Source organism: Erwinia sp. B116 (assembly GCF_002865965.1).
Lineage (GTDB): Bacteria > Pseudomonadota > Gammaproteobacteria > Enterobacterales > Enterobacteriaceae > Erwinia.
The window spans coordinates 1-13,951 of record NZ_JRZZ01000062.1 but is presented as its reverse complement, the minus strand read 5'-3'; the positions used below and the strand labels follow the sequence as shown (position 1 = coordinate 13,951).

The 13,951-nt window shown below is 51.9% G+C and carries 9 protein-coding genes and 2 pseudogenes; 5 read left to right on the top strand and 6 right to left on the bottom strand.

The genetic code is table 11. The annotated features are described in order from the left end of the window. Positions 1-168 precede the first annotated feature (168 nt). From NV64_RS21690 to NV64_RS21680, 3 genes are all read left to right on the top strand, one after another. Positions 169-2,451, top strand: coding sequence for a hypothetical protein (locus NV64_RS21690; protein WP_101506763.1), 2,283 nt, complete (start codon positions 169-171; stop codon positions 2,449-2,451). A 38-nt stretch (positions 2,452-2,489) separates the two neighbouring features. After that, positions 2,490-3,716: a hypothetical protein gene (locus tag NV64_RS21685; protein WP_233209070.1), complete on the top strand. Its 1,227-nt coding sequence runs from the start codon at positions 2,490-2,492 to the stop codon at positions 3,714-3,716. 637 nt (positions 3,717-4,353) lie between these two features. Further along, complete coding sequence (locus NV64_RS21680; protein ID WP_101506761.1) at positions 4,354-5,298, top strand: ArdC family protein; 945 nt, start codon at positions 4,354-4,356, stop codon at positions 5,296-5,298. A gap of 117 nt (positions 5,299-5,415) precedes the next feature. Here the strand turns inward: NV64_RS21680 and NV64_RS24530 are convergent. The 4 genes and pseudogenes from NV64_RS24530 to NV64_RS21660 all read right to left on the bottom strand — a co-directional run. Beyond that, positions 5,416-5,634: pseudogene (locus tag NV64_RS24530) on the bottom strand (transposase); the annotation flags it as partial. A 55-nt stretch (positions 5,635-5,689) separates the two neighbouring features. Further along, the gene (locus tag NV64_RS21670) at positions 5,690-6,667 is read right to left on the bottom strand and encodes an NADP-dependent oxidoreductase (protein ID WP_101506760.1); all 978 of its coding nucleotides are present in this window, start codon (positions 6,665-6,667) and stop codon (positions 5,690-5,692) included. Positions 6,668-6,783: 116 nt separating this feature from the next. Beyond that, positions 6,784-7,725 carry an SDR family oxidoreductase gene (locus tag NV64_RS21665; RefSeq protein WP_101506759.1) on the bottom strand — a complete coding sequence of 314 codons (942 nt, stop codon included), beginning with the start codon at positions 7,723-7,725 and terminating at the stop codon, positions 6,784-6,786. Between the two features lie 31 nt (positions 7,726-7,756). Next, positions 7,757-8,818: an alkene reductase gene (locus NV64_RS21660; RefSeq protein ID WP_101506758.1), complete on the bottom strand. Its 1,062-nt coding sequence runs from the start codon at positions 8,816-8,818 to the stop codon at positions 7,757-7,759. Positions 8,819-8,921: 103 nt separating this feature from the next. On the opposite strand from NV64_RS21660, the gene NV64_RS21655 reads away from it, so the two are divergent. After that, on the top strand, positions 8,922-9,803 hold the full coding sequence (locus NV64_RS21655) for a LysR family transcriptional regulator (protein ID WP_101506757.1): 882 nt from the start codon (positions 8,922-8,924) through the stop codon (positions 9,801-9,803). An 8-nt stretch (positions 9,804-9,811) separates the two neighbouring features. Here NV64_RS21655 and NV64_RS21650 read toward each other — a convergent pair whose 3' ends face one another. Next, entirely contained in the window at positions 9,812-10,687 is an 876-nt protein-coding gene (locus NV64_RS21650) for a LysR family transcriptional regulator (protein WP_101506756.1), read from the bottom strand. A gap of 230 nt (positions 10,688-10,917) precedes the next feature. Between NV64_RS21650 and NV64_RS21645 the strand changes: the two genes are divergently transcribed. Continuing rightward, on the top strand, positions 10,918-11,823 hold the full coding sequence (locus NV64_RS21645) for a pirin family protein (RefSeq protein WP_101506755.1): 906 nt from the start codon (positions 10,918-10,920) through the stop codon (positions 11,821-11,823). 274 nt (positions 11,824-12,097) lie between these two features. Here NV64_RS21645 and NV64_RS21640 read toward each other — a convergent pair. Further along, a pseudogene (locus tag NV64_RS21640) lies at positions 12,098-13,951 on the bottom strand (ATP-dependent helicase); the annotation flags it as partial.

Here is a 13,951-nt window from a genome sequence, read left to right as displayed (position 1 = left end):
TTTGTCATGTGAGTCACCTCTGGTTGAGAGTTTACTCACTTAGTCGCGTGTCCACTATTGATGGGTAAGATCAACTTACCTTACTCGCTTTTTGTAATCAATCCCTAGACATTCCCAACACGCACTTTAAAATAAATATCTATTAAATCCGATAATCTAAAAAAAACAATGCAATCAATCCAGTTCGACCTTCACAAACTTGGATGGAAGGCTTTCGAGGATCTCGTATCATGTATCTTGAAAGAGACCTTTGGGCAGACATTTCAAGTATTCTCTGACGGCGTTGATGGCGGCCGCGATGGGGCTTTCTATGGCACTTGGTCTGGAACTGGTTTCGGCGAAGACATCAGCAGTAGTTTTACTACTCAATGTAAACATTCCAGCAAACAAGATATGAAGCTTTCAAAGGGAGCTGTTAGTGATGAACTTCCTAAGATTGAGCGGCTTGTGAGTAAAGGGCTTGCCGATGTATACCTTCTATTCACTAATTATTCAGTTTCAGCTGAAACAGCCGCCTTGATGGAAGAGGACATGCGGAAAGCTGGTGCAAAGTTCGCAAGGATTTACGGTGCCGAATGGATAAACCACAGCATATCCTTACACCCAAGTCTTAGGCGTATGGTACCCCGAATATATGGTCTTGGTGACCTTTCCCAGATAATTACAAATCAGGCATTCCGGCAAGCAAAAAGTGTTCTCGATTCGATTGCACCAGATCTTGCATGCTTCGTCCCCACAGAGGCATACCGCCGTTGTGCTCACGCTCTCAGGGATCACGGATTCGTGATGCTTATAGGTGAACCTGCAAGTGGTAAGACTATGATAGCTAATTTGTTAGCGCTCTCAGCGGCTGATGAGTGGGGGTTGCAAACGCTGATTTTAAGTTCGCCGGAAGATTTGGATAGGCAATGGAACCCAGACGACCCAGGACAATTTTTTTGGGTTGACGATGCTTTTGGATCAAATCATTGCGACTTTAATCGAGTCCAAGAGTGGAATCAAAGGCTCCCTAAGTTGAAAGCTGCTATACATAAGGGAGCGCGAGTGATTTTCACTTCGCGCAGCTATATCTTCCGTGCAGCCCAGAATCGCTTAAATACAAATAAATTCGAATTGTTTAAAGATAGCCGAGTCACAATTGAAGTTGAGAAACTCTCCGATCCTGAAAAAGCCATGATCCTGTACAACCACCTGAAGCTTGGGAAACAGACTAAAGTATTTCGAAGGGCGATAAAGAGTTTTCTACCGTCAGCAGTAACAGTGCCAAAATTTCTTCCGGAAATTGCCCGGAGATTCGCCAATCCGCAGTTCACGAATAAGCTTGTGCCTAACGAAGTTGGGGTCGTTGATTTTTTCTCAAATCCCACGGGGTTCATGGCAGACATTATTGGTGGGCTTGCACCCGCTGAAAGAGCGGCCTTAGCCCTCGTATTTGCTAATGGAGGGGAGCTACCAATCCCACTGCGGTTAGAAAACCCTCAGACAACCAATATCATCACGTCCATGCAATCAAATTTTGGCGACGTAAAAGCTGCATTGTCAGCATTAGATGATTCACTCATCAGAATTAGCAAAACACAAGACGAGCACTACTGGAAATTCCGCCATCCAACCATTCGCGATGCTTTCGCATCTGATGTTTCGGGTAATCCAGAACTCATCGATATCTACCTTTCCGGAGTCACAAAGGAAAGATTAATCGAGGAAATAAGTTGTGGGGATATGGGGATTGAGGGGATAAAACTGGTTGTGCCACATAGTATGTTCAACATCGTTCTGGACATCATCGATCCTAGTGGCAACAGAGCCTCTATTAGTAAGCCAATACTCTCATTTTTGGCAAGCAGGTGTTCACCTGAATTCTTGGGACTTTATTTTAATAACAACAAAACAAAGGCTAACTTGCTTGATTTAATCAACTCTGCGAGAAGATACGATAACAGTCTCACAATATTGGGTAGGCTGAATGAAAATGGTCTACTCGGTGATGAGCTCAGAATAAAAGTACTTGACAGGCTGAGCGTTCTTGCCGCAGTAAACCATTCAGATTGTTTCATCGATGCCGACTTTGTCGGCGTTTTACTCTCGCAAGAAGAGAATGCAGCCAGGCTTTTAGTCCAAAAAGTCAGGTTCTACTCTAACATGAATGAAATAATCCAAGATATAGAGGATTCTTGGGGTACAGATGATGATGTAGACGAAGCATTCTACGACGTCACACGCCTTTTGGAGCGATTTCGTGACGAGAACAATGAACTTTACTGTGCGGATTTTTATGATGAAGATGAATGGCAAAAGTCTGAACAATTGATCCGTGAAATAGAAGCTAAGAAAGATAGGTTGAAGCAGAAGCAATCCGAGGCAGTGGATTACGAAGAATTAGAAACAGAAGAAGCCCAGAGTACAAATTTGTCTTCAGGGCGGAGTATTTTCGATGATGTTGACGAGTAAAATCTTAGCATTATTATTAGTGAAAATTGAGGCCTAAAATGGATTGGGAAATACTCAAACTCTCTCTTGCGCAGCGAGATCTTTCGGGTCTTGATTCAGAATTCACATTGTCAACAAAGCGTTTAGTTTCACTTTTTAAAGCAGATGGGGCACATCTTAATAAATGGTGGGTTATGACCCCGGTAGAGTGGATTTGCCCCTGCTGCAGACGGAAAAAATCAGAAATAGTGAGGCTGAATAAAAATAATTTTTTAAGCTGTCAACTACATGAACATCATGACCATATGAAAGAGGTTGTAAAGTCCCTCTTTGAGGAATTCTCAACAAAGAAAAAAATCATTGTTGCGGATGCTCTCTCTGAACGATTTGCCATAAAGACAGCATTTTCTTTATCAGCCTATGACAATACGGTAATATGTTCTGATTGTAATAAAGCCGATGCTGATGCTAAGCGCTTAGTTAAATGTCATCGTTTTTTTTCATTTTCACCAAGGGAGATATCGGAATTTATTCATATTGCCAGTAATCGCGAACATCAAATAAATTTTGAGGCTGCAAAAAAAGTGTGGGAGAGGGTGGAGCCTGTATTTAATGTTCGCATGGATATGGCTAGAAAATTTGCAACTATAGCTGCCGAGAAACAAGACTGGTATCAACCATCAGAAAAAACCGCTAAACAGACAGAAACTTTAGCCAGGCATTTTTTTAGGATTAATGGATTGTTAGAGTTTGATCAGTATTGGCCTGAAAGTTTACTTTATAACACTGAAGTGTTTAAAGGAACAATCAACTCTTGGAGGATGAAAAAAAGGGTTGTCGCTAAATGTGAGCCAACATTAAATGAAATTTCTCACCTTTCCTCTACTAGGGGGAAATATTGGAATAGATATGATGAGAGATGGGTGTGCCCTTGTTGTAAACGAATTAAAATTGAGTGTGTCAGAGCTTCGAAGAAAAATCCTTGGGTGCTTGAAATAAAGAAAGTTCCTCTATTCAACTCTGAGAAAAAAGCAGTGGATTATGAGAGCGCGGCAATGTGTGCAGATTGTATCGACTCAGTAATACATTTAGGTCGTGAGGCTTTAATCTTAGCTGATTCAGATGCGGTTTTTCCAAGTTCAGTTATCACATTACAGGAGTTGTCTTCTGTAATATTACCTCGGCCCCACTCCAAGCATATTTTTAGGAATGATTTAATAGATGAAATGCTGCCATCGATTATTGAGAGGTGCACTAAGTTTTTTAGGGTGCAAAAAAATAGTTGAAATTAAATTGGCACTTCGATTACGGTAATGGCTGAGAACGGATGGTTTATATAGAAATAAATATTATTACATCTTAAGAAATAAAATAGAATCTGGAAATGTAGCGGGAGTTTATTTCCTTATCTAGGCTTTTAAATAAATCATATATTTTCATTTATTGTCATTAACATTCATGCGGAACTGAAACTCTAGATAATTACTTTTCGATAAAATTAAGAGTTTTAAATTTGGCTTGGGACATATTGATTGTTAAATTATAGGGTTGGATTTTTTTCAAAAAATCACTATTCATACATTTGCTACATATAGTAGGCCCTGTAAGAGTTACCACCCCTGTTTTTTATTTTCCTTTTTAGACCTTATCCCTAAGCCGATCAAGCCACTACAAATCTCTAACCTTAACCTCTTTCACCGCTGCGGCCCAAGGGGCGCTACGCTCGGCTATACAGAGTCAGATTTTTTCTTCCGCGTGATTTCCGTTCCCGTATCGGCTTCCGGTTAATCGTTTCCCAACACAACCCGTCCCGCAAGGGTAAATGGCACGCATGCTGCGCCCTTGCAGGACAGAACGATGCAGGGAAAGCGAACCGTCAGGCGATACGAATACGAAAATCACACCACTGACGGAGAAAAAATCATGATGATTTCCCTGCATACCCAGACTAGCGCCCCTAACACCGCAGCGGCGACCAGCGTATCCCCGCAGGAGCAGTCAGGCTCCTCAAAAACGAAATTTTCTAAAACCAGAACGGATATTTATCAGACAGTTATCGAGAACATCATCACGGCGCTTGAAGCCGGTGTAAAACCGTGGTCCTGCCCGTGGCAGCGTGTATCCGGCATGTCTGGTTTGCCATCCAATTACGCCACCGGCGTATCTTACAGCGGGATGAATATCATGTTGCTGTGGTGCAGTGCGTCAGAACAGGGATTCAATGATTCACGCTGGATGACCTACAAACAGGCAAAAGCGGAGGGCGGGCAGGTACGCAAGGGAGAACACGGCACTACCGCCATTTTCTATACCACGCTGGAGAAGGAAAATGACGACGGGGAAACTGACTATATCCCGATGCTGAAAACTTTTACTGTGTTTAATGTTGAGCAAATTGACGGTTTGCCTCTGAGTGACAAAGCAGTTGGCCTGGCAGAGACCTTTGAGTCGTTACCGCGTGCGGAAGCGCTTTTCCGTAACAGTGGTGCAACCATCATTAAGAAAGGACAAAACGCCTTTTTCCAGCCCTCTACCGATGAAATCTGGCTGCCGGAACGGTACCTTTTTTCTGATGCTGCCAATTTCTACGCTACCGGCCTGCATGAGCTGGTTCACTGGAGCGGGGCAAAAAGTCGCCTGAATCGTGAGATGAAAGGGAAGTTTGGCTGTGAGGAATATGCTTTTGAGGAGTTGATCGCCGAGCTGGGAAGCGCGTTCCTGATGGCGGATCTGGGGATCGCTGGAGAGGTTCAGCATGAAAGCTACATCGCTTCCTGGCTGAAAGCATTGAAGAACGACAAACGCTATATTTTTAAGGCCGCCAGCGCGGCATCCAAAGCGCATCGTTATTTGATGGATAAAATCTGAACAGAAAGGGGCCACAAAGGAATGCGGCTTTGCGTGCAAGGGGATGCTTTTGGGCTTAACGAGTGACGATTTATAAACATGAGTGCAGCGGCAAGCACCGAACTCCTGTCGCCATATCCCTTCGACGTACCAGCGATAAAAACGATTGCAAACTGTTGTCGCAGGCCCGTAGCAAACTGAACAATTCCGCCATTGGTAGCCCGATCGCAAGAACGGGAGGATTGTGCTGATAACCCGGCAGTCGTCGGTCAGAAGAGCGCCGGATTGGTTCGCTGGTAGCAACTGTGCGATCATCGCCCACTGCTGGTCATCAAAGTAGAATTCACCCGCTATCACGGAAGTGAATCATGCAGCAGGAATGTATTCAATGCTTTGATATGGTTTCGCCTCCCTAAAGGGTAAGGTCCGCCACGATCTTACCCGGTGCATGACCAGTGCGGTTACGCTCAATCGCTGAGGGTAGGTCGTCGAGGTCAATCACCTCTGCAATTGTTGAACGCAATGTTCCAGCGGCGACCTGCTGAGCAATTGAGGCCAGGCGTGCAGTGTCCGGCTTGTTAGACAAAAAGACGCCACGGCGGCCTAGCGGTGCGCGGGCAACCACGTCCGGAGCAGCGATACTTACCAGAAGGGCAGCTGGTGCCAGCAGCTCCCAGCACGGGTCCAGTGCCTTGCCTCCGACCAGATCGACCACCAGGTCGAACTGACCCGTAAGATGTTCCAGGGTTTGCTGGCGATAATCTGTAACATCATCGGCACCCAGAGCTCGCACATGCTGAAGGCTAGTGGTCGATGCCGTAGCATGGACAGTCGCGCCGGCCATCTTCGCGAACTGAACCGCAAAGCCACCCACACCGCCAGCCGCGCCCTGAATCATCACCCGCTTTCCAGACAGATCGAAATCCGCTGCCTGAATGACATGCCAGGCCGTCATTGCGGCTACAGGAATGGCGGCAGCCTGGACGTCGGACAGCCCTGCCGGCGTCAGGACGAGCTTCTCGGCATCAATGACCAGAAAGTCGGTGTAGGCTCCGACGCCACCGAGGGCCGCCATAACACGATCCCCTGGCTTCACGTTCGTGACGTCGTGGCCGGTCCGAATCACGACGCCAGCCATTTCAATGCCAAGCGTCGCAGGCAGGGTCAGCTTGAAGCGCTCGCGCAGGTGGCCTTCACGGATTTTCCAGTCGATGCCGTTTACCGCGGCGGCCTTGACCGACACCAATACCTCGCCCGGGCCGGGCTCGGGCGAGGAAACCTGATCAACCTTGAGAGCTTCAGGTCCGCCGTAAGCGTGCAGCATTAAAGCACGACCCTTGGCCTGCTGTTCGTTAGTATTACCCCTGTCAGGGGTTGGTGAATGGTTCATACCTGTATCCTCGGCGAGACGCCGCCGCTGAGGGCGGTCCCGCTATCGCGTGTCGTTTTTCTCAAATGATGGCGCAACGTCGCGTCATCATTGCATTGCCACCCCATGCCTACGTCTTAGGGAATAAGCTGCTGATTTCGTGCCCATCGCGTGATCGCATCGCGCGCTGTCGGAGCGGGTCCGAAGAAGTCCTCGTGCCTGGAGATGTCCGAGACATAGAGCCCCGTTCTGAAGAACAGGAACATCTGGATCAGATCATACCCGAGTTCGGAAAACAGCTTGACCGGCCGTGCGGCCACCCGAATCATCCACCAGGGAATGATCTGGATCTTCAGACGTTTATTGATGACATCAGAGATGATATCGGCAAGCTCCTGCTGGTTCTTAGGACCGTCACTCCAGCCAACATCGATCGTCTGATTGACTATGTCGGCGCCAGGATAGATCGCCGCCTTCGTAAGATAGGAGGCAAGGTCATCCGTCAGCACGTAGGACCACCTTGTGGTTTTGTCGCCCATCCCCTGGAATTTCCCAGCTTTCACGGCCTTTGCGATAAAGTCTGTGCTCTGGTCGAGAAACGAGGGTGCCCGGACAAAGACGTATGGCACGCCGGACTTTTTGATCAGATCTTCAGCCACTTTCTTGGCGTGGAAATGAGGCACAGCGGACGCGGCTTCGCAACTCACGATGCTGAGAAAAACAAATCTGCTCACTTTCGCGCGCGCGGCGGCCTCGATGAGGTTTTTGTTGCCCTGAAAGTCGGTATCGAGGCTGCCCTTCATGTAACTGTTTGCCGAGCTGACGACGACGTCAACGCCCTGCAATGCACGATCCAGCGACGCCGGATCCATCATATCGCCGCGAACCCATTCGATGCCGGCGTCCCCACCTGAGGGGGCGCCCTTTCGCGACATGGCAACGACGGCCGCGCTTTTCTCAAGCGCGAGGTTGTGCAGAATCTTTGCGCCGAGGAAACCTGTTGCGCCGACGACCAGGACTTTCTTTCTCGCCGGCGTGAGGGTATCCGCGACGGTCGCAAGTTGCGGTGATTGAGCCATTATCTAATATCCTTTCATGAGCGGGTAGGGTTCAGAGGCTGAGGGCAGGGTAATCGGTATAGCCCTCTGCTGTGCCGCCGTAGTATGTTTTGGGGTCCGCAGCGTTCATCCCGGCGTTCGTCTTAAGGCGCGCGACGAAGTCAGGATTGGCCAGGACTAGCTGACCATAGGCTTCCAGATCGGCCAGTCCCGACGCCACATCGGTGCCAATCTGCTCACGCGGACGACCAGGGCGATTGACGATCAATGATTGATGCCAGAGCTGGCGGATATCAGTGAGCAGCGCTTCGTTGCCCTGGTGCATGATGTGCAGATAGGCAAGACCGAGCTTGTCGAGTTCTGCAACGAGGTAGCGATAGAGCTCTGGCCCTTCGGCACCTTCTTCGATTCCCCATATCGTCGTACCGGGAGACAGGCGGATCGCAGTGCGGTCCGCGCCGATTTCCTCGGCAATCGCTGAGGCCACTTCGATGGCAAAGCGAGCACGGTTCTCGATAGAGCCGCCATACTCGTCCGTGCGCGTGTTGGCGCTTGGCGCAAAGAACTGTTGGACGAGATAAGCGTTAGCGCCATGAATCTCGATACCATCAGCACCAGCTTCAATCGCAGAGCGTGCCGCATTGCGGAAATCAGCGACGGTCTGGCGCACCTCTTCGGTCGTCAACGCGCGTGGTGTGGGGATGTCCTGCATCCCTGTCATAGTAAACATGCCCGCACCCGGCGCGATTGCGGAGGGTGCCACGCCCTGGCGATGGTGCGGAGTGTTGTCGGGGTGGTTCATGCGCCCGGCATGCATGAGCTGGATGAAGATTTTTCCGCCCTTGTCGTGGACGGCAGATGTGATCTTCCGCCAGCCAGCGACATGTTCGGGTGCATAGATGCCCGGTGTCATCAGGTAGCCCTGGCCGTCATCGGAGGGCTGGGTGCCTTCAGTCACGATCAGGCCGAGGCTGGCGCGCTGTTCATAATATTCGGTGGATACCTCCCCGGGTGTACCGTCGAAGGCTGCCCGGCTGCGGGTCATGGGCGCCATGACAAGTCGGTTGGTCAGTGTGTAGCGTCCTACATGGACAGGTGCGAATACTGGATTCATTTGAGTTCTCCATACGTTGACGTCTCTATCCACTATCCACCATTCCGATTTCGGGATAAATGCCCTATAGTTGAAATCAGTATTCCATATATGGGGCAATAAGATGGACCATTTGAATGACATGGCGCTGTTCGTGGAGGTCGCGAGGGTCAGGAGTTTTCGGAGGGCCGCGGAGGCACTGGGCATTCCTAACTCCACCCTGTCACGCCGGATCAGTGAGTTGGAAAAGGCGATTGGTTTGAGGCTCCTGCATCGCACAACGCGCAAGATCGAGCTGACCGAGGCGGGCCAGCTTTACTATGCGCGAAGCAAACATATCGTCGACGAGGCCCGGCTGGTGCATGAGCAGCTCGGCGAGATGCTTGAGCAGCCGAGCGGGATCTTGCGGGTTTCTCTGCCTGTAGATTTCGCCACGCTTTATCTCGCACCGATCCTCGTCGATTTCGCCGGACACTACCCCGGCATCACGTTCGAATTCGACCTGACTCCGCGCCGTGTCGATCTGGTTAGCGAACCGTTCGATGTAGCGATCCGCATGGGCAAACTGGAAGAGTCGGGTTTGATCGCTCGCCTTATCGGCCGGCACTCGCGCCAACTCTATGCGTCTCCCGATTATATCGAAGCGTCAGGCGAACCTGCTGCACCGGCGGATCTGGCAGCGCATGAATGCATCTGCATGACGAAGGTCTCGACCTGGAACTTGCAGCAAAGGATGAACAAGGTAGAGGTCGAGGTGGGCGTTCGTGGCAGGTTCACGCTCAACAGCGTCGGGATGATCCGCACTCTCGCCCTCAAACATCAAGGTATCGCCCTGCTGCCCGAGAAGATTGTCGCCGATGATCTTGCTTCCGGCCGGTTGCGGCGCGTTCTTCCTGAGTGGACAGGGTCAACTGTGAGCATTTATGCCGTCACCGAAACTCGCCTTACGCCGGCCAAGACACAGCGCTTTATTGAATTCCTGTCCTCCAGGCTGATAGAAGCCTAAAAAACGGGTTAACCGCTTAGTTCCAGAGACATATCCGGGTATCTGTCGCACATAAAATTGACGAATGCACGAACCTTTGGCGCAGATAGACGCCTGGAAGTATGCAGGACCCATAGTGCCCGGTCTGCGCCTGTTATTGTGCCCCACTGAACCAGTTCACCTCTGGCAAGCTGATTCCATGCGATAGACCGGGGAAGCAGGGCTGCCCCGCCCCCGGCGACAGCAGCATCGCGAACCATCAGTAACGATGAAAACCGTAGCTTCGGCATTGGCTCCAGAACTATCTGTCCTTCATCAAGAGTCCATTGAGTAGTCTGAAAACTCATCGTTACGATAGCGGGAACCTGCCTAACGGTTCCGGATTGTGGCCTGACTATTTCAGGAGCGGCTACGACAACCAGCTTGTCACGGGCAAAACACCGGCCAACTAATTTACTGTCCGGACTCGGATTAATTCGAATGGCGACATCAAATTGTTCCTCGACAAGGTCCACCATACGATCCTCAGCCACGACTTCTACCTCAACCTCCGGATAGGCTGTGCAAAACTCAGCAGCTATGCGGCCCATTGCAAGCTGAGAAAACAGGACCGGGGCCGCAATGCGCAGACGCCCGCGTGGCGTTGAAACGCCATCACCTACAGCAGCCAGAGCCTCGGTCATCTCTGTCAGCAGACCTTCAGTCTGTGATATCAACCTCTCGCCAGCTTCGGTGAGCTTAAGACCACGGGCGCTGCGTTCGATCAATCTTACCTCAAGCTGTTCTTCGAGATCGGAGATCCGCCTCGATAAGGTGGCTTTGGAAATACCGCTGGCTCGACTTGCTTTTCCCAGGCCTCCTTTCGTGGCGACAAGAATAAAATCCGACAATGCGTTCAGATTCATAGCTGTTCCATTATTGAAACACGGTATCTATGTTTTATAGCCTTTGTTTTTCTAGTGCAACAGAATACCTTCTTGTTATCAGACTTTACCGCGGGGACCCGCTGCGCATTTATGAAGATTTCGTTCGCGAGTCTGTTGCCGGGAGCTAAACCGCGAGGCAAAGGGGCGGACTGCCGCCAGACAGTACGCCGCCGAACAACCGGTAAACGTAACTTTAAGGGAGCCAAACCATGACGATTAACTCATCCAACCCTCCTGATTCGGGATTAATCCGACGAATCACAGAGCACACGCGAGGAACTTCAGGCCATGGCCCCATTACCCGCCTGATGAGCCCTTCTGATTTAGGGCAGATGCTTAAACCCTTTGTGTTTCTTGATATCTTTGATGCGAGCGGTGATGCCATTCATGCGATGAATAATATGCCTCTGCATCCCCATTCAGGGATAGCCACCGTGACGGTGTTTACGCAAGGTCGGGTGCGCTATAACGATCCAGACAACGGTCAGGGAACCTTCGGTTACGGGGGTGTCGAATGGATGCGGGCTGGCGGAGGTATCTGGCATGGCAAGGAACTGAATGCCGAACCGGTGCCACGCATTCAGGGATTTCAATTATGGATTGCCCTGCCAGACGATCTCGAAAATGGTGAACCCGAAAGTCGTTATATCGAGTCTGTGGGTGATAATGAAGGGCAACCTTTCCATGTCATTCTTGGCAACTACCAGGGAGTTCAAAGTCCTGTTCCTTCCCCGGAAGGGGTCAACTATCTGCTGGTCACTTTAAAACCAGGACAGCGTTGGACTTATCAGCCTCCGGCAGGCCACACCGTTGGATGGCTCGCACTTGCCAGGGGAGCACTGAATATCGGAGGCCTTATCCAGGCGGGCGAAATGGTGAGTTTCGATTCCAGCGAGGCACCTGTTACCTTGCAGGCATCTTCTCATGAGGATGCGGTATTCGTTCTGGGTTCGGCAGTTCCTCATCCGCACAGGCTTCACCTTGGATACTACTCTGTGCATACCAGCGCGCAGGCGCTGGAACGGGGTGAGCGACGCATAGCGGAACTGGGCAGAAAGCTTAAAGAGGCGGGGGATCGTCGTACTGAGTCAGGAACCGTTCCGGTATTTCGCTGACGGCGTGCCATCTTGTCGGCGTCAATAATTTCTAAGACCGACCTCTGTTGCCAGATTGCCGGCGCATTATTATCTCGAAAAGTGTGCCACTCTCTGGCGCAAGTCGTGGCACATGGAGGAGGGGAGTGAGCTGGCCAGCCGTCGCTGAGTTTCACGCCCACCCAGCCGTCATTGTGTTTAAAGCAGGGAGCAGGCCTATAGTCAGACTGGCGCTCTGGTTGCGTTGTTTTTCCCCCCATAGATGTTGAAATTAGGCAATGTTGCGCGTTAATGTTCAGTTCCCCCAGTACAAGCCTTTAGGTGCGCTTGAGAAACCAATGACCTTCAAAGCCGGAGCCAGTTTGCTCATGCGGACCGGCACACCGTTGACCAGCTCGAGTGTGAAACGGTTACGCTTTTCGCGCGAAAGTGCAGTGGACAGCGCTGCCAGTGCTGCGGCAATGACTTCAGTTTGCGCTGCGTCATCCGGATCGATATAGGTGAACAACTGGCGACCGCCTTGCGGCAGGTAGAGCACGATATGGCCATCATCGATAACGATTAGGGCGCCTGCTCTTCGGGCCGGTCGCATCAGAGAGGCATGAGAAGGCCAAGGAAGGATCGTCCCGAAGGGATTAGCTGGATCCACCGCACTAAGAGCGACAGGTGTCGGTACCGAAGGCGGTTGTTCAGCCAGTTCGCGCAGACGGTCTACGGTTGTGCGCTCGGCGAACTGTGCTGCCCCGAGTCCGAGTACAAAGCGACCACGCATCACTCGCCCGGTGTCTTCCATGCCTCTGAATACGGGCTGCAGTGCCGGAAACCCGCCAGGGACGTTTTCATACACGGTGACATTGCGCGTCACCACGGCGTAACGATCAAGGAGACCTTCGGTCCATGCGAGGGCCTGCACTGTATCGGGAAGGGGGGCTGTGCGTATCAGCGACCACCGGCCCGCCAGGGTCGCCGCATTGAGCGCGGTGAAACCCGAATGAAACGCCTCGGGAACCGCAGCCGCCGAGAGCCCGCGCAGAGCTCGCCTTCTGCGCGAAGACAGTGCCCGGGGCCGGGGTTGCTGCGCTACCTCGGCAAGTGCGCGTAACGGTGTCCATGTGTCATTCGTGATACAACCCGCCCAGACGAGATCCCACAGAGCAGCGTGTAAATCATCAGACAACATGTCGGGGCTGTCGTGGTGATCGGGATGCTCCCGGGCCAACTTGATCTGTACCTGCGCAACCAACTGGCGCACAAAGTATGCGCCCCCGTCGGCGAGCAATTCGAGGATCGCATGCTGCAGAGGCGACATGTCTGGTGCGCCAGAGGCGTGTGCCGCCATGGACAGGGTTTCGGGGGCAAACTCCTGGAGGTGCAAAGCCACCAAACCGTCGTCGTTACCCAGTCTGCCGTGGCCTGACCATAATACCGTACCACTGGAGAGGAGTCCGTCGAGCATGTCAGGCGCGTAGTCGCGTACGCGTGCGGGCAGGATCTGTCGTTCCCAGACCGACGCAGGCAACGGCACCCCCGCCAGTTGCTCGATGACTTGCAGCACGCCTTCCTGGCCTTCCAGCGCGCCGCGAGCCGGGTTCCAGCCCTTAACAGCGGCACGTTGTGATGCATCAGTCACTAACCCTTGCCGTTCGAGCAGAAGGCGGGTGTAGGCCTGGCGGGGTACCGGCTGGGTGGCCTCGCGTGCGGCCTGTAATGACCGGATACGCAAACGCCGGAATACCTCGTCGCCCACCCATTCGTGCTGCGCGAGCGGTCCGGCATCACTGCTGCCCTGAGTGGGGGATTTCACGTTGCCTCTCATCCTGAAACGTCCGGACAGAAGCTTGCCCTGTTCGGCAATCTGCTGCAGCGCAGCCCCGGCCACCGATACTCCCAGACCGAAGGCCGAGGCCGCGTCACCCGTGGTAAATGGCCCGCGGGTACGGGCAAATCGTGCGAGCAGACCGCGCAGCGGCTCGATGGTGGTCTCCAGAAATGCCGCCGGTAGCCCGTCAGGAAGAGCCACGCCCAGCGCATCACGCAACCGTCCGGCATCCTCGATACTGGCCCAGTGCTCCCGTGTGCCGATCCTGATACGGATGACACGTCGTTCTGCCTCAAGGCTGCTGAGGAAAGTAGCGGCTTCGTCGGCCCC

Excerpts from the sequence above, each read along its gene's own strand:
- NV64_RS21690 (WP_101506763.1), top strand. The coding sequence starts at position 169 with ATGCAATCAATCCAGTTCGACCTTCACAAACTTGGATGGAAGGCTTTC.
- NV64_RS21685 (WP_233209070.1), top strand. The coding sequence starts at position 2,490 with ATGGATTGGGAAATACTCAAACTCTCTCTTGCGCAGCGAGATCTTTCG.
- NV64_RS21680 (WP_101506761.1), top strand. The coding sequence starts at position 4,354 with ATGATGATTTCCCTGCATACCCAGACTAGCGCCCCTAACACCGCAGCG.
- NV64_RS21670 (WP_101506760.1), bottom strand. The coding sequence starts at position 6,667 with ATGAACCATTCACCAACCCCTGACAGGGGTAATACTAACGAACAGCAG.
- NV64_RS21665 (WP_101506759.1), bottom strand. The coding sequence starts at position 7,725 with ATGGCTCAATCACCGCAACTTGCGACCGTCGCGGATACCCTCACGCCG.
- NV64_RS21660 (WP_101506758.1), bottom strand. The coding sequence starts at position 8,818 with ATGAATCCAGTATTCGCACCTGTCCATGTAGGACGCTACACACTGACC.
- NV64_RS21655 (WP_101506757.1), top strand. The coding sequence starts at position 8,922 with ATGGACCATTTGAATGACATGGCGCTGTTCGTGGAGGTCGCGAGGGTC.
- NV64_RS21650 (WP_101506756.1), bottom strand. The coding sequence starts at position 10,687 with ATGAATCTGAACGCATTGTCGGATTTTATTCTTGTCGCCACGAAAGGA.
- NV64_RS21645 (WP_101506755.1), top strand. The coding sequence starts at position 10,918 with ATGACGATTAACTCATCCAACCCTCCTGATTCGGGATTAATCCGACGA.